The sequence below is a fragment of the Faecalibacterium sp. PGM34 genome, assembly GCF_054456555.1.
The window spans coordinates 1,211,206-1,231,594 of record NZ_CM136898.1 but is presented as its reverse complement, the minus strand read 5'-3'; the positions used below and the strand labels follow the sequence as shown (position 1 = coordinate 1,231,594).

Below are 20,389 nucleotides of genomic sequence, written 5' to 3'. Positions count from 1 at the left end.
GGTTCAGCCCTCCACTTCTGCAAGGGTGGGCATGGCGGGGATAGCACCATGTCGGCTGGTGGTGATGCTGGCCGCTTTGTTGGCAAAAGCCAGAATGCCTTCCAGCTTGTCCACCGTCAGGGTGTCCAGCTCCTCCTTGCAGAGCTTGGACAGGGCAGCGCCAAAGAAGGTATCGCCTGCGCCGTTGGTGTCGCCCACCTTGCAGGGAACGCCAGCCACATGGCCGGTCTTGTCCCCAAAGCGGTAGAATACGCCGTTTGCACCCAGGGTGACAAAAATCAGCCGGATGCCGTTCTGGGCAAGCTGGGCTGTGCCCTCGGCACAGTCGGTGGTGCCGGTGAGCAGAGGCAGCTCTTCATCGGACACTTTCAGGATATCCACCAGCGGCAGGGGTGCTTTCATCTGGGCAATGGCATCCTCTTTGTTCTTCCAGAGGTTGGCGCGGTAATTCGGGTCATAAGTAATGACAGCACCCAGCTTTTTGGCGCGGGCAGCAGCGTCCAGCGTAGCGGTGCGGGAGGGGTCAGCGGTCAGGCTGACAGAACCGAAGTGGACGATTTTAGCGGCTTTCAGAGCGCCCTCCGAAATGTCCTCTTTGCTCAGCATCACATCGGCGTTGGCGCTGCGGTAGAAGCTGAAATCCCGCTCGCCGGTGGCATCTACCGAGACCACCGCCATGGTGGTGGGGTGGTCTGCATCCACCGCTATGCCGGAAACATCCACCTTGTTCTCTGCCAGAACCTCTTTCAGGTAGCGGCCAAAGGCATCCGCCCCCACCTTGCCGATAAAGGCAGTCTGTGCCCCCAGCCGGGCGGCAGCCACAGCCAGATTTGCCGGAGCACCGCCGGGATTTGCGGCAAACTGAGGGATGCCGCGCTCATCCTTGCCGGTCTGGGTCAGGTCGATCAAAACTTCACCAATCGTTACAATATCCATGGTTGCTCTCCTTATCATTCATCATAGCGGGGTGTCTGCTCCGGGAACTGTTGACTGATTTTTTCTTCAATGCCATAGGCGGCATTGAAATCGTTGTACAGCAAAAAGAAGCAGACGAACCAGATAAACCACACACCGAGGAAGGGCACAAGAAACCCCGTCCACGGCAAAAACAACACAAACAGCAGCCACCATACCAGCTGAAGTGCGGCTGCACCCAAAACGTGCCTGCCGTATTTCAGGCAGAACAGCACAGCGTTTTGCAGGCGGTGGAGGTTGCTTTCCTCAAACAGCACCACCTGCGGCCAGAACGCAGTAAACAGCATGAACAGGATCAGCAGCCCGGCCAGAAAAACAGCCATGGTTCCGATACCGGGCATCCCTTCGCCGGAGAACAGCACCATGCCGAAAAACAGCTCGATGCCGAGTGCCAGACTGAACACCACACCGGGCAGAAGGGATGCTTTCCAGTTCTGTTTCATGCCCTTGCAGTAGTTCTCCCACCAGCCCCGGGGCGCATCCCGATAGCTGCGGAACAGCGCGTCCATCAGGCAGGAGATGGCCGGACCCACCAGCAGTCCGCCCACCACGCAGACCGGGATCAGCACCAGCAGACTGGAAGAAAGCAGTGCGTACCCCACTCCCAGCCCGTAGGGGATGCACAGACCCAAGGTGACAAAATCTGCAAAGAGAAAGCTTTTCCAGTCCCGTTCCAGCAGCTCCTGATACCGGGGCAGACCAGTGGCACGCTGGCCGTGGATGATCGGGTCACTCGGAAAGAATAAGCCCATTTCTACGCCTCCTTAATAGGTGCAGCCGTTCAGAAATTCGGTCAGTACAGCCAGTGCATCGCCGGTGTAGCCTTCCTGACAGGAAAGCTCCCACTCTATGGCACTGGTGCCCTTCTGTCCAAAGGCGGCAACGCCAAAGGCATAGGGGTTGCTTTCGTCCTGATAGGTAAACTGAATGACAGTGTACTCCTGTCCGGCAGCAGTCAGGGTCTGTGTGTCGGAAATATCGTAGTTCTGCTGCGCCAGCTCCTGCCAGCCGGAAACTGCGGAAGCTGCCTTTTCTTCGGTCTTGTTTTCCTGCACCACCAGCGTCAGCTGGGCATCGTAAAGGTTCACGGTTTTTCCCTCGCTGTTTTCATAGGGCTGGGGTTCTCCGCTGACCCAAGAAGCATAGTACAGACCGTTGGCTGCAAGAATGTCCTTGTTGTCCAGCAGGGTAAAGCCCTCCGGCGGGGCAGGGGCAACCAGCGTTTTGCCCACCGGGGCGGTGCCGTCGGCATTTACCAGCGGGTCACTTTTCAAATTTTCATCCTTCACACCGCAGCCAGTACAGAGAACTGCCGCCAGCGCAAGTGCTACAACACACAGCCATTTCCGTTTCATGGAGTTGCTCCTTCCGTCAGAATCTCCCACAGCCGCTGTGCCCCTTCGCGGGCAAGGGTGGCTTTTTGGTTTTTTGCTTCCTCATAAAAGGCACGGCGGCCCAGAGATAACCCCTTGACCAGCTCTGCGCTTTCCCCGGTGACCGTAGTACCAAGGACGGTAGTGCGGTAGCTGCCAAGGTCTGCGGCCGCCAGCACCGGGCAGTCTGCCCAAGACACGGTCTTTCCGGCGGCGGTATAGTCGTTGTCGCCCGGCGGAGTGCCGTCCCAGTTGGCAAGTGCCTGATAGTCCAGCTGAAAATGCACCGGGTCATCCAGCAGCAGGAAATAGCTTTCCTCCGCATTCATATCGGAGAGAAACTGCATCTGCGCCGCAAGCGCATAGGTGGAAGCGTTTTCCACGTCCTCTGTATCGCTGACATACTGGTTGAGCTTGACCGCAACGATTCCGTCACCGTTCAGATCCTCGCCGTACTGCGCAAGGGCAGCTTCAATGGCGTGGGCGGTATCCTCCGGCAGAGCACTTTTGCCCACATAGGCGATCTGGTAATCCGGCAGTGTTTCGCCCCAGTGCAGAGCGTTTGCCAGCCAGCTGATGCCGACCCAAAGCACCACAGCCGCAATGATAAGGTAGAGCCAGTGGTAATGCAGCCAGTTTTTGAACCGGTACCACCGGCCTTTTTCCGGGGCGGTCATGCCTTGGTGGTGCCGCCGTAGGCGTAGCGCACCGGCAGGCACAGCAGAGAGGGGGTGTTGGGGTTGGTCTCGCCCAGCACCAGCTCCACGCAGGTCTCAGCCATAGCCTCCACCGGCTGGATGATGGTGGAGCAGTAGTAGTCCTGATCTCCAAAGGCGCGCAGACCGTCGTAGCCGATCACCTGCACATCCTCCGGCACGCGCTGCCCCATCCGGCGCAGCGCCTTGATGACGGCGACCGCCAGCTTGTCGGTGACGCAGAAGATGCCGTCAAACGCCAGCCGTCCGTCCTTCAGGTTCTCTTCTAAAAAGTGCTCGAATTCACTAAAGTGCTCGGATTCACTGAACGGTGCACCGTCTATCAAAATTTTCTGGGTGCAGGGCAGCTGCATGGCTTCGCACTCGGCGACAAAGCCGTCCCGGCGCTTGTTGGTCTCGCTGGCAAGGGGAGAGCCGGTGCGGAGGAAGGCAAGGCTCTTGCAGCCGTTTTCCACCAGCTTCTGGGCCGCCAGGCGCCCGCCGTTGTAGTTATCGGAGGCCACGCAGGTGGTGCTGCCACTGAGATAGCGGTCGATGGACACCGACCGCACATCCGGGGGGATCTTCAGGTCGGGGTTGTAGGTCAGGGCAATGATGCCGTCCACCTTGTTCTGCGCCGCCATCTGTACCATTTCCTGCTCCTTGGTGTAGTCGTATTCCGTATCGCACAGCAGCATCCGGTAGCCGCGGTTGACCAGCGCCCGGTTGATGTAGTGTGCCACCATACTAAAGAAAGGGTTCAGCAGGTTGGGCAGGATGACCGCCACAGTGTAGGTGCGGTTGTTCTTCAGCCCCTTGGCGTAGGCGTTGATGTGGTAATCCAGTGCTTTGATCGCCTGTTCTACCTTTTTACGGTACTCGTCACCCACCGGGATGCCGTTGATGACCTTGGATACAGTGCCCAGAGAGACCCCTGCCTCCTTGGCCACATCCTTCATAGTAGGGGCGGTGTTCTGTTTTGCCATGCGGTCCACTCCTTTGTTCGTGAAACGTTTTTATATCAAGCGGATATATCAAAGGGAATCTTGCTGCATCCCCTGTAGTTCTGAGGTTCTTGCAGCTTCAGTATAGCATGGTTTTTCCAGAATGTAAAGACTTTTTCGTGAAATTTCATGAATCGTTTCACGAATGCACGATGATGCATTTTACACAAAAATATCCTACCACAAGTGTACAAAACGTTGAAAAAATGGATACAAGGCTTTTTTTGCGCAAAATTCTGTTGACACAAAAACGCTGGCGTACTATCTTTGTGTTGCAAGCCGTATAACGTTTCACAAAACGTCAAAACCGATCCCCGAACGGCAGGGGCCCCGCCCACGGGCCTGTGGGCAGCGTAAAAACAAGAAGGAGGAGTTTTTATGACGCAGACCTCTCCAGCTGCTGCACGTCAGCTGGACGCCATCCCGGTCCACCGCAAAAGCCTCAGCCAACAGCTGCGGGAAAACTGGCAGCTCTATGTGATGCTGCTGATCCCGGTGGTGCTGACCATCGTTTATAAGTACTGGCCCATGTACGGCATCCAGATCGCGTTCCGGGATTTCAAGGCAAGCCGGGGCATCACCGGCAGCGAGTGGGTCGGCCTGTACTGGTTTGAACGGTTCTTCACCGCACCCAACTGTGTGCGCATGATCAAGAATACCGTGCTGCTGAGCCTGTACAGCCTGCTGTGGAGTTTCCCCATCCCCATCATCCTGTCCCTGTGCATCAACCAGCTGCGCTTTGCAAAGTTCAAGCGGGTGGTGCAGACGGTGCTGTATGCACCCCACTTCATCTCCACCATGGTCATCTGTGGTATGATCAAGATTTTCCTCAGCCCCTCGGGCGGTCTGCTGAACCTGATTTTGGGCACCAGCGTGGACTTCCTCTCGGAGAGCACCGCATTCCGTACCATTTACGTGGCATCCGGCATCTGGCAGGAAGCCGGATGGGGCACCATCATTTATATGGCTTGTCTGGCTGCTGTGGATACCAGCCTGTACGAAGCCGCTAAGATCGATGGCGCGTCCATGTTCCAGCGCATTCTGCACATCGACATTCCGGAACTGGTACCCATGATCGTGCTGCAGCTCATTATGAGCGTAGGCAACCTGATGAACGTGGGCTTTGAAAAGGTGCTGCTGCTGCAGACCGAGCTGAACAAGGCCACCAGCGACATCATTGCCGTGTACGTCTACGAACAGGGCATCATCAACGCCAAGTACAGCTATTCCACCGCTGTGGGTCTGTTCAACACGGTGGTCAACATCATCCTGCTTATCGTCGTCAACCGCATCGCCAAGAAGGCGGCAGACGTCAGCTTTGTGTAAAGGGGGCGAACCGTTATGGCAAAAAACATTGCAGCATCCCGTCAAAAGAAGCCCGGCGGTCTGTCCGATAAGGTCAGCGACATCGTTCTGGTGGTCATCTGCGCCGCCGTCATGCTCATCGTGGCCTACCCGCTGTACTACGTTCTGGTGGCATCCTTCTCGGATCCCTACGACGTGTACGCCGGCAAGACCTTCCTGCTGCCCAGCCAGTTCACCCTGAAGGGCTATCAGGCGGTGTTTGCAGACAGTGCGCTGTTCTCCGGTTTTATGAACAGCATCAAGTACACCGTTATCGGCACCATCTACTCGGTGGTCATGATCTATCTTGTGGCTTACCCGCTGAGCGTGAAGGATATGCCCGGGCGCAAGTACATCAGCCTGTTCTTCGTCATCACCATGTATTTCGGCGGCGGTCTGGTGCCTACTTACCTCATCGTCAAGCAGACCGGTCTGCTGGGCAGTATGTGGGCGCTGTTCCTGCCCGGCGTGGTGGCTGTGGGCAACGTGATCATCGTCCGCAACTTCTTCGAGAACAATATTCCCCGGGAGCTGCTGGAGGCCGCCGAGATCGACGGTGCCTCCAAGTGGACCGTCTTTGTAAAGATGGTCATCCCCCTGAGCCGTTCCATCATGGCAGTTATGGTGGTGTACAGCATGGTGGCCTGCATCTACGGTCTGCCCGCTGCCGAGCAGATGGGCACTGCCGGTATCGGTGACGACGCGGATTACAGCATCTTCACCATTCCGCAGTTCTCCATGATCAACAAGCGCTGGCTGGACGAGCTGGGGCTGGAAGTGCCCACCACGCTGGACGAGCTGCACACCGCCCTGAAGGCCTTCAAGGACAACGATATGTCTGCCAAGGTCTACGGCAACGCTCCCGGCAGCACCATCCCCATGTCCACCGGCTTTGACGAGTGGTGCTGGGGTCAGAACATCTTCTACGCAGGCTTCGGCTTCACCAACTGGCCTAACGATGTGTGCAACGATCTGGTGCTGCAGAAGGACGGCAAGTGCCGCTTTGTCTGTGCCGAGGACAACTACCGCAAGGCGGTCACCTACTTCCACGACTGGTACGCCGAGGGTCTGATGGACGTGGAGATGTTCAGTCAGGATACCAACCAGCTGCTGGCTAAGGGCGCACAGGGCTATCTGGGCGTTTCCACCTGGTGGTACATCGAGGAACTGATGGGCGATTACGCCAAGGACTATGTGTTCCTGCCCGTGCTGGACGGCCCGGACGGCACCCACAACGTCACCGTGCGTACCGGCGGCGGTACCAACAGCGGCAACCTGAACGTGACCAACAAGTGCCAGAGCCCCGCCAACCTGCTGAAGTTCTTTGACCAGTGGTATGACGGCGAGACAGTGATGCAGCTGCAGTACGGCCCCATCGGCGTGTTCTTCACCGAGCAGGATGCCAACGGCAAGTGGAAGTCCATCACCGAGGAAGAAGCCAAGGCAAAGTACAACAAGGGTGCCGGTGAGCTGAAATCCACCTACGAGGTCTGGGGTCCCAAGCTGATCCTCAGCGAGTACTACGACGAGTATTTCTACATGGAGGACCGCGCCATCGAGCGTCTGACCGACCTGAAGGACTTCTGGATGCCCTTTGTGGACGACACCACCACCTACCCCATCGACTGCGTGTTCACCAGCGAGGAACTGGACACCATCGACCGCTACCGTGCTGATTTTGAGAATGCAGTCTCTGAGCAGGAAGGTCTGTGGCTGAAGGACGGCGGCCCCTCCGACAGCGAGTGGGCAGCTTATCTGGACACCCTGACCAATAGCTGCGGCATGGATAAGCTGCTGGCAGCTTACCAGAGCGCATATGACCGCTACAAGGCGAACGCCTGATTCTAAGACGCAAGGAGGCATCCGCGATGCCAAGTGAAATTTTGAAAAAAGCCCGTGCCTACGAGGCCGAGCACGGCGCTGCCATTTCCCCGGCGGAACGCCCTGCCTACCACATGACCCCCTATGTGGGCTGGCTGAACGACCCAAACGGTTTCTCTTATTATAAAGGGAAGTTTCACCAGTTCTATCAGTATAATCCCTACGATGTGCGGTGGGCACCCATGCACTGGGGTCACGCCGTCAGCACCGACCTGCTGCACTGGGAGTATCTGCCCTGTGCACTTGCCCCGGATTCCCCGGCAGACAATGGCCCCGGCTGCTTCTCCGGCTCTGCCACCGAGATGGATGACGGCAAGCAGCTGCTAATGTACACTAGCGTGGTGGCAGAAAAGCAGCCCAATGGGGAGATGCGGGATATCCAAACCCAGAGCATCGCCATCGGTGACGGTCTCGACTACGAAAAGCCTGCCTGCAACCCGGTGCTGACCCAGAAAGACCTGCCGGAAGGCTTCAGCAAGTTCGATTTCCGGGACCCCAAGATCTGGCGTGAGGCCGACGGCACCTACTCTGCCGTCACCGTCTGCCTGGCCGAGGACGGCAGCGGCGCAGCGGCACTGTTCCAGAGCAAGGACGGCTTCGACTGGCACTTTGTCACGGTGCTGGAACGCTGCAACAATCAGTACGGCAAAATGTGGGAGTGCCCGGACTTCTTCCCACTGGACGGCAAACAGGTCTTGATGCTCGGCCCTATGGAGATGCTGCCCAAGGGCGAGTTCCACAACGGTCACAACGTGATTGCCTTCATCGGCAGCTACGACGAAGCTACCCACACCTTCACCAGGGAAAATGTGCAGCTGATGGACGGAGGCATCGACTTCTACGCCACCCAGACCACCCTTGCCCCGGATGGCCGCCGGATCATGACCGCATGGCTGCAGACCTGGTCGGACACCGAGGATAAGCCCCAAGGCTGCAAGTGGTTCGGACAGACCATCTGTCCGCGTGAGCTGCACATCAAGGACGGGCGCATTGTTCAGGCCCCGGTGCGGGAGCTGGACGCCGTCCACGGCAAGCGCACCTTCCACGAAAATGTGACGGTGCAAAGCGAAACGGCACTGGAAGGCATCAAGGGCCGTGTGGCCGACCTGACCGTTACGGTGCAGCCCGGCGAATACCGCTCCTTTACCCTGAAGCTGGCCGCCGATGCAGACCATTACACCAGCCTGGCCTACGATCCCTACACCTCCGAGCTGACGCTGGATCGCAGCTATGCCGGTTCCCGTGCCGACATCGTTCACCGCCGCAGCTGCAAGGTGCGCAGCCAGAACGGTGCGCTCAAGCTCCGCATCCTGCTGGATAAGAACAGCATCGAAGTTTTCGCCAACGATGGCGAGCAGACCATGACCGCATGGATCTACACGCCCCAGTCTGCCGACGGCATCACCTTTGCCGCAGACGGCAAAGCAACCATCACGGCAGAACAGTTCGAGCTGAATCTGTAACCTGATATTCCCTTCATTTCTCCTTCATTTCCTTTTGAATACAGCCCCGCTTTGGCTTCTTCTTCACCAAAGCGGGGCTGTGTTTGTTATATTATTGATCTTCCAGCCTGCCGTGGTCGCAACCAAGCGAGAGATAATGCTCAATCTCACCACCCAGCACAAGCTTGGCGTACTCCAAGGGCTTGTTGTAGAGCATCCAGTCCAGCTCTGCCCGCTGTGCCGGGGTGTTGCCGTATTCGTCCTCCACGGCGATGCAGTCGATGGTAAGGGTAGTGCCACCCTCGAACCGGGCTTCTACCCGGTTGGTGTCCATGTTGTAGCGGCAGGAAAGCCGTTTGTTCATAAGGAAACCTCCAAGTTCTTCACAGTTGCTTCTTCTGCGGTGGAGAGTTTCAGCTGTCCGTTTGCAAATATATAAAGCCACTTCCTGATGCAGCCCTTTACAGGTCTACACTCATCCACCACACGCCCGATTCTTACACCAAACGCGAACTTGTCGGGGCGAGGCCCCTCCATCTTGCTTACGCAAGACCGTTCTGTCGCTTAAAAGCCCCACTGGGGCTTTCATTGCTCCACTTCGCTGCGCAAACGCGAACAACGCTTTTTTGCTCTGCACAAAATCCTGCATCGTTTGGCGTAAAATTGGCGTATGGCGTAGTTTTCGCTGGAAATGAACGCTTGCTAAACTGCCCGTCATAGTACAACCACCCCTTCCTTTGTGATTATCCCAATTATATTGAGAAAATCGGGATTGGTGTAGTTTGCGAATAATAAGAAAGACCTTGGGAGAAAATATCTCTCAAGGTCAATAAGTGATTCCTCAGTTAGAATTTTATCTTTCCTGTCGGGCAATAAGAGTGGTTACACTATAATAAATCATCACTAAACCCGCACTTAAAATTGCCCCGCCAATAATATCAGTAATCCAATGAACACCGGATATCAACCTGCCAATTACCATAAAAGCAGTAAATGCAATTAAAGCAAAGGCAAATGCTCTTTTCATTTTTGTATTTCTAATTCTACTGTTTAGCTGCATAACAGCTGTCGGCATAACACACATAACAAGCAAGGTTGTCGATGATGGATACGAAGCTTCAAGAAAACCGTTAATCAATACCGGGCGGTAATTGACAACATAAAATTCAAAAAACAAATATGCCGCCATTACAACAATATAGAATGCTCCCAACACCAAAATACTGGAATCGACCTTGAATAAGCTTTTTCTTTTAATAAGCTGTATAAGTCCAAGCAACGCAAATCCCAAAATAAAGCAAAGCGGTATCAGTCCTAACCAGTCCGTAACGGTATATATTGCCATATGCACACCTGTCAGGCTGTGGATAAAGCCGTTCAAGGTTGCAAATCCAACAGAAGAGTTTTGTGGCCCGATGGGCTGAACATCAATAAGGCTTATTGCCACTGTCCACAAAATAAATAACACTACCATTGCTATTCCTGAAAGCAATACTTTTTGACTTTTTTCTTTTTTCATTTTTATCAATCCTTTGCCATAATTATTTGGCTTTCGCCTGTTTACAATATAGGCGGAATGAATAAAAATGAAAAGAATTTCACCGTCACATTGGCGACACGCTTCGTATCATCGCCATTTTATCAGCATCAGAGACTTTATCGCCAAGGAAACAAAAGTGAAAAAGGCTGCATAAGGTTGAAGTGTTATCATAAATTCTATTGTAGCAACTGTGCTTAACACAATGGATATTTGATGTTTGTGTTTCAACCAAAACACTGCTTCATAATTTTGTAGAGCGAGAAGCAAAACACCTGTAAGTACAATTCCAAATACAATAATTAAATACGGTATTTTGATATACTGCGGGGTACCTGTCAGCGAAAGTAAAGATACCTCTTTTATAATCTCATCACCCTTTTGTCCAAAGAAAGGCAGAAACAGAAACATAATCAAACTGCAATCGAGTAAACCAAACACTAAGTCTCTTGTATGTTTTTCCTTTTGCTTATTATCCTCGTCAGCAATTTTAAGTATTTCTTCACCGGACAATAACTCATCTATCGACACTGAAAAAAACTTTGAAATTGCTTTTAATGACTCGATATTGGGAACTCCTCTGCCGGATTCCCACTTAGAAATTGCAGTGCGAGACACAAATAACGCTTCCGCAAGTTCTTCCTGCGTGAGTCCTTTTTCTTTCCTCAACTCTTGTAATTTTTCACTTAATTCCATAATAAACATTCCTTTTGCACTCAAATACGAATGTATCCTTTATTAGAAATGGGCAATCCCACTATGGGACTGCCCATTCATTCCGTAAATTATGCGATTTTTTAGTCTCTGCACCGTTTTTAGCACCGATTGGTGTAAATTTGGTGTAAAGAGGTAAATTTATTCGGTTTGGAAAGTCCCGAAACCCGCATAAATACTGGGGTTTTCTTACTTGTCGTTCGGTAAGGACTTCATTGTGGGGACGTGGCAAGAACTAGCCCTGTTTTCGTCCAACAGGCTCCAACAACGTCCACGATCCCGGTGGATTTCTTGAAGAACCCTCCAACAAACTCCAACAGCGTCCACGAAAGTTGTGTACAGTTTTGGTCACAGCCCTTTTTTGACGGAGCGTGACGGAAACCGCGACAACGGGTGTTGGTCACTGTCAAACCGTGATAAACGAGATGTGCTTCTTTGTCCAGCAGAGGAGAACATTTCTGTTATTTTGAATCTATGCCTTACCGCACAAGCAATGCGCTTTGCAGAGAGGTCATGGATTCTTTCTTTTTCTCTTGGGTTGCTTCTGCGTATACATCCATTGTGGTGGAAATATCCGCATGACCCATGATTTCCTGAATGACCTTCAGGTTGGTTTCGTTCTCGCAGAAGCGAGTGCAGAATGTGTGCCGCAGGATATGGCAGCTAAACTTTGGCAGAAGAACCGGGTCACGATTTTCTTCCTTCGCCTTGGATTCTTCTTCCTTATTGTAGTCTGCACAAATCGAGCGGATAGTGCGGTTGATGGCGTTAGGAAGATAAACCTTGCCATCGCCAGTGCAGAAAACGAAGCCGGAGTACCCATCAATTTCATCGGTACAGAAACCAATAACCTTTTGATACTGGTATTCTTCCAGAAAAGCATCGAATACTTCATCAAGCATCGGGATAATGCGGATGCCAGCTTTCGTTTTAGGGGAATTCACATGGTTGGTGCAAGTGCCATCTTCCTGCACACGATAAACAAGGTTGTGATTGATGCTGATCGTGCGGTTCTTGAAATCAACATCCTGCCACCGCAGACCTAACACCTCGCCAATGCGACAGCCAGTACCGAGCATTACGGTAAACAACGGATACCACCCGCGGTATTCTTCGCTATTGGCGATGTAATTGGTAAACGCACGCTGTTCTGGAACAGTCAGCGCATGACGCTTTGTCTTTTCCCAGCAGTGACTTTTCTTAATTTCTGCCATAACGCCCTCCGTGGGATTCAAACGCAGCAGTCCATCGCGGACAGCCATCGTAAAGGTTGGATGCAAAAGTGTATGTACGATTTCCATGCTGTTAGGCTTGAATCCTTTTTCTAAAATCAGTGAGTAATAGAATTTCTTAATATCGCTGTACTTGATTTTGCTGATACGAAGTTTTCCAAATCCATCCCGAACATAATGGTTGTACATATATTTATAGTTCGTCATGGTGGACTGTTTCAGATCATACTTCTGTGAAATGTAATCATCAAACAGCTCGTTCAATGTAATGCGCTCGGCACGGTCAGGGTCAAGACCATCTTCGATTGCTCTGCGTATTTTAACTTCCTTTTTTCTAAGCTCGCTCAACTCCTTTGCATAGACCGACCTGTGTTCGCCACGAAGCGTAGTATAGCGGAACACATAGCGGCCATCTTTTCGCTGCGATTCACCTTTCTTCAAGGCATAACCACGAGAATCTTTTCTTGTTGCCATTCTTCTCACCTCGTAAAATTCGATTTAAGGAGAACAGTCATATCCTGATGACGACCTATGTAGTACGGTACGTCCGTCCTGTTCTAAGGATACACAAGTTGCTCCTGTCCTGCAACGATGACGAAAAAGTAATTTCTTTTGATACTTTTCCTATATGTAATACCCCGAAGAACGGAGTATTTAGCCTTACATTCTAAAGGTGTCCAAATATTCCTCAAAAATTTCCAGATTCACAAGGACAACGCGCCGGATTTTGTAAATTGCCCCGGCTTCTTTGGCAAGCTCTTCAAATGTATGCAGCCCCATCGAGTACAACTCGGCACCTTCCTGATAGCGGACGAATTTTTTCTTGCCAGCCTTTACCATAGGTTCCAACTCTTTGACTTCGGTTCGTGCAAATGCCATATATCTACCTCTTTTCAGTTTCTGTTTGCTCCATCTCCAATTCGTACTCGTCAAAATGAATTATCCTATTTGTTTATTCCGAGGCTTCTCAGCAGAGCTTCCTCAATTTGTTTCATTTCCCATTCGCTTGTCAGCCCCATGAAATTGTTGATACGTTCTTTATCTATCGTGAAAATCTGTTCCAACAGCACAACAGATGGTCGGCTGAAAGCGGGGTTCTTGTCAATAAGAACGTGCGTTGGCTGATTAGGCTTTTTGGAAATACGTGAGGTCACAGCAGCTACAATTACGGTCGGAGCGAACTTGTTTCCAACATCATTTTGAATAATGATGACAGGACGCTTTCCACCTTGCTCTGAGCCGTAATGTGGATCAAGGTCAGCAAAATAAATCTCGCCACGTCGAAAGCCAAAATTCTTAGTCACATAAACGATAGCGGTCAACCCCCTTTTCGCTATGTAGGCAAAGACCGTTCTCCCGGACGGTCTTTGCAGTGAGAAAGGAAAACTGCCATGAGCATGAAGCGTTTTACTGTTTAATGGGAAGGCTCTTGGTACGGCTGGAGCCGTTGTAGGCTTTCAAAATCTGATGCATATACTTTTGATAGTTCGGTCCGCTCATGGCCTGACCGCTGCGATAGATTGTCACGGGGCTTGTACGCTTGAGCTGACGAATCAACCGCACCGGGTCGTATTCGTGATCGTACAGAGCGATGAAACGGACAACGCCTTGCAGTACCTCGGATCGAAGCGAATCAATGTCGCCTTCCCATGCTTCGGCCAGAACACGGAGAGCCTCCGTATAAATGCGTTCGCCATGCTGCCGATACTCACCAAAGGCCGTAGCGATGCAAGCGATTTTCCATTTTGCATGGCTCTGATTGAAGCTCAGGCCAAATCCGGCACGCTGGGTAGCACTCTGAAATGCGATGGCTTCCGGGTCGCCGCCATGAATTTTGGCGCGCAGCTTTGCACCTGCCGTAAGCGGTGCCGAGATACCCGTCTGCTGTGCAAACAGCAGGGCTTCTTCCTGTTCGGTCAAGCCAGAGTACACCTTGCAGACGATGTTGAGATCAGAATTGTTGTTCAGCAGCTTGCGAGCAGCGATGGTGTGCTGACCATCAAAGACATAGTAGTGACCGTCACGATAACTGACCTTGGGTGCGTTGGCAATGCGCTCGTCAAACTCAGCAGCGATGCGCTTGACGCGGCTGGCGTTGAGATGCCGCTGGTAGTAGCTACGAGGAACTTCCAGAAACTTACTGTTGATGACCATTTCGTGATGAACGAGTTTAATCATAGGCAAATTCTCCTTCCAGTTTAACGATATACTCTTTTGCTTTCTGCAAAAGTTCAACGACCTTTTGACGAATGTTCGGATTTTTAAGGAACTCTGGATAATGTTCAAAGCAGACGTCCAGACGATAGATCATTGCATCCGCTGCCGATTCCACCTCACTGAGCATTCCTTCTGCATCGGCCACCTGCTCAACGGATTCCATCTTATTGGACAAGACACGGATGGTTTGCAGTTCAGTCAATGCTTTTTGAGGTTTAGGCGGCTCCTCTATGACAGCAGGTATCGTTTCTACACTGCATGATAGTTCTTCCACAGCATCGGGCTGTTTCTTTTTCGCTTTTTTCTTTTTTGTAGTGGATGAAGATTTATTGGTGGACTTCTTTGGTTCCTTTGGCATACAGATTTTCTCGACAAGTGCAGAGCGTTCTTCAGGAGGGGTTCGGGCAAGCGACATAATGTCTTTGGCCGTGCCTTTTACTGTACCTGACAGAATTTTCTGACGGCTTCCGGGTGAGATTCTCTCCGCTTCGTCTACGCAGTTTGCAAACTTTTCAGCACGAATGACCGTAATTCTGTTGACCCCATTTTCTTTTGCAATTCGATCACATGTTTTTTCTCCGCTGATCAAGTTATCATTATGATAACTTGATTTTGCATCTGTACTTTTGCGATCACCGCCATGGGCGACTTTTTCGGCTTCATACTGCTTTCCTAATAGATAATTTTTCTGTTCCGGCGAGAGGTTGCGCCGCCCAAGCTGGTTTTTACAAATCCAGATGATTGCTTCAAAGCGATCTGCAAATTCCTTCTCATGGACGGTATACGGGATGTCAGGATGCTTCTGGAGAATAGCGTATCGGTTATGACCGTCAACAATCAGCCCGTTCCAGACGATGATAGGATTGATAACCTTGCCATCATTGACGATGTTTTTCTCAAGTTGTTCCAGCTCCTCAAAAGTGAGTGGTGGAATCTTGCCCTGAAACTCCGGGTCAACTTTAAGCGCAGTCAATTTCATCATCGAACCGTCCTTTCTTAAAATAAGTGGCTTTAGGGCTGGTAGGCTGAATGTAATAGTCATAGCCAAAATTGGTCTGGCAGTAGGTGCAAGGTTCTCTGGTGAGCTGGTAGGGGTCTGCACGGCGGACGCGGATACCGCGCGCATTGCGGAATGCATTCAGGCAGCGGGGGCAGAGGGTGGTCAGGGTCGATTCATCGGGCTTGCGAGAAAAATTACGGCTCATAATCATTACCTCCGTATCGTTGGTGTGAATATTCGGTATGGAAAAAGCCCACCGCCTTGATTCAAAAGAATCCCGGTAGTGGGCTTTGGAGTCTTAGTTAAGTGTTCCACCCTATTTGTCCTCAACGCCCGGTGGATTTGGAATACACCTCGGTAAGCGGGGATTTGCACCAGCCGCTTTCATTGGCCTCTCGGCCACCCCGCCTTCTTTATGGCCGGGCCGCGAATTACGGAAGTCTCATTATTCTGTCCAAGGGAATGATATTCAGTTTTCAAGGTACGGCTTACAACTCCGGGCTTTTCCCTCGTTTTGGGGTAGTGCCCTTGCTGTGACCATAGTGTACTTGAAAACTGAACGCTTTTTTAGGACGTAACTGGTCCGGTTTTCCACTCAAAAACCGGACCTACTATGTCCGGTTTTAAGAAAAATAAATCGTTGATGCGATAAAATGAAATTTACGACTTTCAAAAAGCGAAAATTGAATTTTTTCATAGAAAAAGCCCTCCCGGACGGAGACTATTACAAGTCATCCGTCCGGGAGGGCAATCGCATTACAAGTCCCTCGCTATTTCATCTAAGTTACGAGCAATGCGATGTAATTTAGCATAAAGCTGTCTCTTCAGTTGTTCTTCACGCTCCGATGGAGCCTTTCCCAATAACAAATAATCAAGTGAAGTATTGAAAGTTGCCACCATTTCAACATAAAGGTCAATTGATGGCGTTTCTTCCCCTCGCTCTATTCTACGGATATGGCGGTCGCTAGTGTTTAACTCGATAGCAAACTGCTCCTGTGTCATTCCATTTGCTTTACGCAATTGCTGAATTCGCTTGCCTGTGGCATAAGAATCAAAGTACATATGCCAGCCCTCCGACCACAGTCCAGCGCAGCCAATCGCCGCACCACAGGGTCAGAGAACAGACAGACATTCGGCGGCGGCATACCTGACCGCCGGGGCTAGGTTTGTACTCAATCAATTTCTTTTTCATGATTCTTCGTCCTTTCTTTGTCGTCGTTGATGGCAAGGCGGGCGGAGCATGGAAAATGTACAGTACACCTTCCATGATAGAAAAAGGGTGAAACCCTATTACTATCCATGTGAAATCAGGGAATCGTATTCAATAAACTCAAAACTGCTTCCTGCTGGTCGGGGCGCAGCACCGACCAGCGATCAATGACCTGCATCTGCTGGGGAGTAAGTACTACTGGGGCGGATTCGTTTCCTTCTACCTTGGCAAAAAACTCAGAAAGCGTGATCTGAAAGGCATCGCAGATCTTTACAAGCGAAGGAATGGACGGAGTCGCATTGTTGTTATACCATGTGGAAATGGTGGTCGATTTCATCTCTGCATGAGTTGCTAGATCATATAGCGACCAGTTGCGTTCTTCACGGTAGGCAGTAATAGTATTCAGAATGGTGTCCACCGCCACTCCTCACTTTCGTACAGTAAACTTTTGCCTATTATACCGTACTACGCACAAAATTATAATCCTTTTCTCCGTACAAAAAATACGAAGTTCAGGAGTGCTAAAAACATGGATAAACCGTCCACACATAGCAATCAAGAAGTGAAAGAGTATTGCCATTTCGAGGCAGAAAGAATATACTTATGTTAGCTAAATTCCAATACTAGATGGAGGGACTACTATGCCTAGACCAAAAGGAAGCAAGAACGCAGTGCGTACCAAGAAAGCAAACATTGACTATGCAGCTGTTGTTGCTGAAAAGACCACTGCCAAGGAGCAAATTGAAGCCGAGATTGTTGCACTGTCTGATAACATCAGCGCACTGAAAGACCAGCTGAAAAGTAAAAAATCTGCTTTGAAGGTTGCAGCAAAGGAACTTTCTAAAGCAGAGGCAAAAAAGGCTGCTGCCGAAAAAAAGGCCGCAGAAGAATCCAAAAAGGCTGAAGCAGAATCCGTATTGAAAAAGCTGCTCGCCAGCGGTATGTCTGCCGATGAAATTATCGCCAAGCTCCAGTAAACTATTATGGGAGCCAGCAAACGAGTTTGTCCGAACTGCGGTCGCAAAATGAAGCAGCAGTTCATTGGCCTGTTCCACTGCAAATGCGGAACAAGCTGGCGACGTGATATAGGATTCTTTGAGCGAATTCCAGATATGGTGTTCTCACTGGAACGCAAAAAGGTCGGAAATAAAATCAAACAGTTGCCGACGATACGCCATAAGTAAAAAAGACCACCAGCCGTTTTTCTGGCTGGTGGCCTTTTTGCGCTCAATGCTCTGTAATGCCGAGATATTGGTCGATCTCCATGATGCCCTCCCCGCTGATTTCCACCAGATCTTCAAAGGGCACCACGGTGTCGCCCACTTGCAAGGTGCGGAACACCGGGTCGATGCGGTCTGCTTTTCCGGTCAGTGTGATGTAGTTACCCACTGCTGGAACCTCCGGGTGGGCGGTGTCCTCCTTGAAGTAGCGCACCGTGATGGTCATGCCCTTGGTGACCTGCATCAACCGGTCGGACAGAGCCGACATTTCTTCCTCGGTCAGAATGCGCTTGGGCACACGCTCGGTGCGCTGCTTTTCTGCGGCAAGCTGCTCATCATAACCCCGCAGGGCTGCAAACGGAGAAAAGATTTTGGCCCGGTTCTGAAGCGTCATTCGAGGGTGCTTGCGCAAGGATTCTTCGTTTTGAGGACGCTCCATATCAATAATGTCGGCATACTTTCGGGCCGTTTCCATCCCAACTTTACTTGTTTTGTAGTTTTCCATCGTGACCTCCTGCCCGGTGTCCGCCGATCTGTTCATTTCGCTGGCGCATTGTAGCACCATCCGTATAGCTGCTGGCCTTTAAGACTGCATTTTTTCCGTACTTTGTTTTGATACCAAGCATGGTCTGCTGGAGCTTCTTCTCCTTTTCCTGCTTCTTTGTGTCCGTGAAGAAGTCTACCTGATATATGCCCTCGTCTGGCGAAACTTTATTGGCGTTGAGCGTAAGGCGGCGCACCGTCAGTACAGGATCAGAAATACGCTCGAACAGCTTTACGCTTTCGGTAATGATGGTGCTTCCAAGGTTGGTAGGAACATCAAAACGGATTGTGCCATGTGCGGCCTTTGGTATCGTCCTGCCGTAGCGGTCAGTCTGGGTCTGACCGCGATAGCCGCCGTTATCTACATTTTCCCGGTCATATCCGACTTCCAGCGTCAGCGATTCTGTGACCAGCTTTTTCTCCGTCAGCCGGAACATCAGCGTTTCGGCCATTTCTCGGACAATGAGTTTGGCTTTATCGTTTGGATAGGGGCAGGATAGCACCTGTCCCTCGGAAATGCTGTTGGTGCTGGGCTTGTAACTTTTTATCTGCGCCATGCCACAAGGTTCATAACCCCATGCGTGGTCGATAAGCAGTTCTGCATCCACACCGAAAATCTCATAAAGCCTGTCCTCACCATGAACCGAAAACCGGGCAAGATCGCCCATCGTGTAGATACCATGCGCTTCCAGCTTTTTTACCGTTCCGGGGCCTGTCATCCAAAAATCTGTTAAAGGCCGATGATTCCACAGCAGATAGCGATATGATTGCTCATCCAGCTCTGCGATGCGAACACCGTCCTTATCTGCCGGAATATGTTTTGCCACAATATCCATTGCCAGCTTTGCAAGATATAAGTTGGTGCCGATTCCAGCGGTGGCTGTAATACCCGTAGTGTACAGCACCTCCCGCACCATCGTCATGGCCAGTTCGTGTGCGGTCATTTTATAAAGCTGAAGATACCCGGTGGCATCGATAAAGACTTCATCAATGGAATACGGGTAAATGTCCTGCGGAGACACATATTTAAGATAAACTTTGTAAATTTGGGTGGAAACGTCCAGATAACGCTGCATCCGGGGCGGCGCAATTATGTAGCTCAAGCCCAGCGATGGGTCAGCATTCAGCGCATTTGCATCAAAGGACAAACTCGCAAAATGATATTTACCATCCTCACCATGCACGGCCTTTTGGTGCCGGATAGCGTTTTGCAGTCGCTGTGCATTGACTTCTTTGACACGCTGCACGGCTTCAAAAAGCCTTGCACGTCCGGGTATCTTATAGGTTTTCAGTGAGGGTGATACTGCAAGGCAGATTGTTTTCTCCGTCCGGGATGCGTCAGCCACCACCAGATTAGTGATCAGAGGATCAAGATGGCGGTCAACGCATTCCACGGACGCATAGAAACTTTTGAGATCGATCGCCAGATAAGTGCGCTTTGCAGCCATCTTCTACACTCCTTTATTTGGATTCCACCTCCACGAACCATCTTCCAAACCGGGATGGAAATCGTGGGTCGCTGCGTTCAAAGAACAAATACTTTTCTTGACCTTTTACCATTACAGTATAGCAATCGCCGGGTAGATCGGCAATGGTATTTGCAGGGCGAAAATCTCGTACCTGTTCGATGGGATAGGTTCGCCCATCACCCCATGTAATTTGTCGGGGCTGCATATAACCTGTTGCATCAAAATCAGAAGTGACCTTAACATACACTTTTTCTGTTTTGCGATGGCAGCTCTGATTCATCATGTACAACTCCTTTCAAACGCGGATACAACTTTTAATTTTATTATAATAAGTTCGTAGGCTGTTTTCAAGAGGAAATTGTAAAACGCAACGTCAATCAAACAACAATAAAGCGTGTTCGCATTCCGGCGATGAAATGCGGACACGCCTTCGGCTTTATGATTCTTGAGTTCTCAGCGCATTTTCAAGCATTTGACGGTAATCTTCGCAAACCTTTTGAGGGGATACAATCTTAACCAATGTAAGCGGTCAA

Annotated in this window: 24 protein-coding genes; 4 read left to right on the top strand and 20 right to left on the bottom strand. The window is 50.9% G+C overall.

Annotated features, from left to right (window positions below; genetic code table 11):
* Nucleotides 1-3: 3 nt before the first annotated feature.
* Genes ACXPUX_RS05805 through ACXPUX_RS05785 form a run of 5 tightly spaced genes read right to left on the bottom strand, consistent with a single transcriptional unit; the run spans nt 4 to nt 4,029 of the window.
* Nucleotides 4-936, bottom strand: coding sequence for a carbohydrate kinase family protein (locus tag ACXPUX_RS05805; protein ID WP_458830722.1), 933 nt, complete (start codon nt 934-936; stop codon nt 4-6).
* Between the two features lie 14 nt (nt 937-950).
* Nucleotides 951-1,727 carry a hypothetical protein gene (locus tag ACXPUX_RS05800; RefSeq protein WP_458830720.1) on the bottom strand — a complete coding sequence of 259 codons (777 nt, stop codon included), beginning with the start codon at nt 1,725-1,727 and terminating at the stop codon, nt 951-953.
* Between the two features lie 12 nt (nt 1,728-1,739).
* Nucleotides 1,740-2,330 carry a hypothetical protein gene (locus ACXPUX_RS05795; RefSeq protein WP_458830719.1) on the bottom strand — a complete coding sequence of 197 codons (591 nt, stop codon included), beginning with the start codon at nt 2,328-2,330 and terminating at the stop codon, nt 1,740-1,742.
* Nucleotides 2,327-3,025, bottom strand: a complete 699-nt coding sequence (locus ACXPUX_RS05790; protein ID WP_458830717.1) for a hypothetical protein — start codon at nt 3,023-3,025, stop codon at nt 2,327-2,329. Before ACXPUX_RS05790 ends, ACXPUX_RS05795 begins: the two co-directional genes overlap by 4 nt.
* Nucleotides 3,022-4,029: a LacI family DNA-binding transcriptional regulator gene (locus ACXPUX_RS05785; protein ID WP_458830715.1), complete on the bottom strand. Its 1,008-nt coding sequence runs from the start codon at nt 4,027-4,029 to the stop codon at nt 3,022-3,024. Before ACXPUX_RS05785 ends, ACXPUX_RS05790 begins: the two co-directional genes overlap by 4 nt.
* Before the next feature lie 396 nt (nt 4,030-4,425).
* Here ACXPUX_RS05785 and ACXPUX_RS05780 point away from each other — a divergent pair, with 396 nt between their 5' ends.
* Genes ACXPUX_RS05780 through ACXPUX_RS05770 form a run of 3 tightly spaced genes read left to right on the top strand, consistent with a single transcriptional unit; the run spans nt 4,426 to nt 8,735 of the window.
* The gene (locus ACXPUX_RS05780; RefSeq protein ID WP_458830713.1) at nt 4,426-5,373 is read left to right on the top strand and encodes an ABC transporter permease; all 948 of its coding nucleotides are present in this window, start codon (nt 4,426-4,428) and stop codon (nt 5,371-5,373) included.
* A 15-nt stretch (nt 5,374-5,388) separates the two neighbouring features.
* Nucleotides 5,389-7,233, top strand: coding sequence for an ABC transporter permease subunit (locus ACXPUX_RS05775; protein WP_458830711.1), 1,845 nt, complete (start codon nt 5,389-5,391; stop codon nt 7,231-7,233).
* Between the two features lie 26 nt (nt 7,234-7,259).
* Entirely contained in the window at nt 7,260-8,735 is a 1,476-nt protein-coding gene (locus ACXPUX_RS05770) for a glycoside hydrolase family 32 protein (protein ID WP_458830710.1), read from the top strand.
* Between the two features lie 91 nt (nt 8,736-8,826).
* Here ACXPUX_RS05770 and ACXPUX_RS05765 read toward each other — a convergent pair whose 3' ends face one another.
* From ACXPUX_RS05765 to ACXPUX_RS05710, 12 genes are all read right to left on the bottom strand, one after another.
* Nucleotides 8,827-9,078, bottom strand: a complete 252-nt coding sequence (locus ACXPUX_RS05765; protein ID WP_458830709.1) for a DUF6061 family protein — start codon at nt 9,076-9,078, stop codon at nt 8,827-8,829.
* Between the two features lie 489 nt (nt 9,079-9,567).
* Nucleotides 9,568-10,233: a phosphatase PAP2 family protein gene (locus tag ACXPUX_RS05760; protein WP_022156502.1), complete on the bottom strand. Its 666-nt coding sequence runs from the start codon at nt 10,231-10,233 to the stop codon at nt 9,568-9,570.
* Between the two features lie 108 nt (nt 10,234-10,341).
* On the bottom strand, nt 10,342-10,947 hold the full coding sequence (locus ACXPUX_RS05755) for a helix-turn-helix domain-containing protein (RefSeq protein ID WP_302190695.1): 606 nt from the start codon (nt 10,945-10,947) through the stop codon (nt 10,342-10,344).
* A gap of 497 nt (nt 10,948-11,444) precedes the next feature.
* Nucleotides 11,445-12,671, bottom strand: coding sequence for a tyrosine-type recombinase/integrase (locus tag ACXPUX_RS05750; RefSeq protein ID WP_417949499.1), 1,227 nt, complete (start codon nt 12,669-12,671; stop codon nt 11,445-11,447).
* Between the two features lie 186 nt (nt 12,672-12,857).
* Nucleotides 12,858-13,076, bottom strand: a complete 219-nt coding sequence (locus ACXPUX_RS05745) for a DUF6462 family protein (protein WP_055190037.1) — start codon at nt 13,074-13,076, stop codon at nt 12,858-12,860.
* Nucleotides 13,077-13,141: 65 nt separating this feature from the next.
* Nucleotides 13,142-13,519: a type II toxin-antitoxin system PemK/MazF family toxin gene (locus tag ACXPUX_RS05740; protein WP_458830708.1), complete on the bottom strand. Its 378-nt coding sequence runs from the start codon at nt 13,517-13,519 to the stop codon at nt 13,142-13,144.
* 85 nt (nt 13,520-13,604) lie between these two features.
* Nucleotides 13,605-14,375: a DUF6551 family protein gene (locus tag ACXPUX_RS05735; protein WP_055190039.1), complete on the bottom strand. Its 771-nt coding sequence runs from the start codon at nt 14,373-14,375 to the stop codon at nt 13,605-13,607.
* Nucleotides 14,368-15,396 carry a ParB N-terminal domain-containing protein gene (locus ACXPUX_RS05730; RefSeq protein WP_458830705.1) on the bottom strand — a complete coding sequence of 343 codons (1,029 nt, stop codon included), beginning with the start codon at nt 15,394-15,396 and terminating at the stop codon, nt 14,368-14,370. The genes ACXPUX_RS05735 and ACXPUX_RS05730 overlap by 8 nt, the downstream gene beginning before the upstream one ends.
* Nucleotides 15,374-15,619 carry a hypothetical protein gene (locus tag ACXPUX_RS05725; protein ID WP_117949741.1) on the bottom strand — a complete coding sequence of 82 codons (246 nt, stop codon included), beginning with the start codon at nt 15,617-15,619 and terminating at the stop codon, nt 15,374-15,376. Before ACXPUX_RS05725 ends, ACXPUX_RS05730 begins: the two co-directional genes overlap by 23 nt.
* 551 nt (nt 15,620-16,170) lie before the next feature.
* On the bottom strand, nt 16,171-16,476 hold the full coding sequence (locus tag ACXPUX_RS05720) for a helix-turn-helix domain-containing protein (RefSeq protein ID WP_117949743.1): 306 nt from the start codon (nt 16,474-16,476) through the stop codon (nt 16,171-16,173).
* A complete protein-coding gene (locus tag ACXPUX_RS05715) occupies nt 16,466-16,606 on the bottom strand; it encodes a hypothetical protein (protein ID WP_458830703.1) in 141 nt (46 codons plus the stop codon). The genes ACXPUX_RS05720 and ACXPUX_RS05715 overlap by 11 nt, the downstream gene beginning before the upstream one ends.
* A 115-nt stretch (nt 16,607-16,721) precedes the next feature.
* Entirely contained in the window at nt 16,722-17,042 is a 321-nt protein-coding gene (locus ACXPUX_RS05710) for a helix-turn-helix domain-containing protein (RefSeq protein ID WP_458830701.1), read from the bottom strand.
* 253 nt (nt 17,043-17,295) lie between these two features.
* Here ACXPUX_RS05710 and ACXPUX_RS05705 point away from each other — a divergent pair, with 253 nt between their 5' ends.
* A complete protein-coding gene (locus ACXPUX_RS05705) occupies nt 17,296-17,601 on the top strand; it encodes a hypothetical protein (RefSeq protein ID WP_256266576.1) in 306 nt (101 codons plus the stop codon).
* A 250-nt stretch (nt 17,602-17,851) separates the two neighbouring features.
* Here ACXPUX_RS05705 and ACXPUX_RS05700 read toward each other — a convergent pair whose 3' ends face one another.
* The 3 genes from ACXPUX_RS05700 to ACXPUX_RS05690 are packed head-to-tail and all read right to left on the bottom strand — an operon-like array spanning nt 17,852 to nt 20,139.
* Entirely contained in the window at nt 17,852-18,349 is a 498-nt protein-coding gene (locus ACXPUX_RS05700; RefSeq protein WP_458830698.1) for a YolD-like family protein, read from the bottom strand.
* Nucleotides 18,327-19,835 carry a Y-family DNA polymerase gene (locus ACXPUX_RS05695; RefSeq protein WP_458830696.1) on the bottom strand — a complete coding sequence of 503 codons (1,509 nt, stop codon included), beginning with the start codon at nt 19,833-19,835 and terminating at the stop codon, nt 18,327-18,329. Before ACXPUX_RS05695 ends, ACXPUX_RS05700 begins: the two co-directional genes overlap by 23 nt.
* Before the next feature lie 13 nt (nt 19,836-19,848).
* A complete protein-coding gene (locus tag ACXPUX_RS05690) occupies nt 19,849-20,139 on the bottom strand; it encodes a hypothetical protein (RefSeq protein ID WP_458830694.1) in 291 nt (96 codons plus the stop codon).
* Nucleotides 20,140-20,389 lie beyond the last annotated feature (250 nt).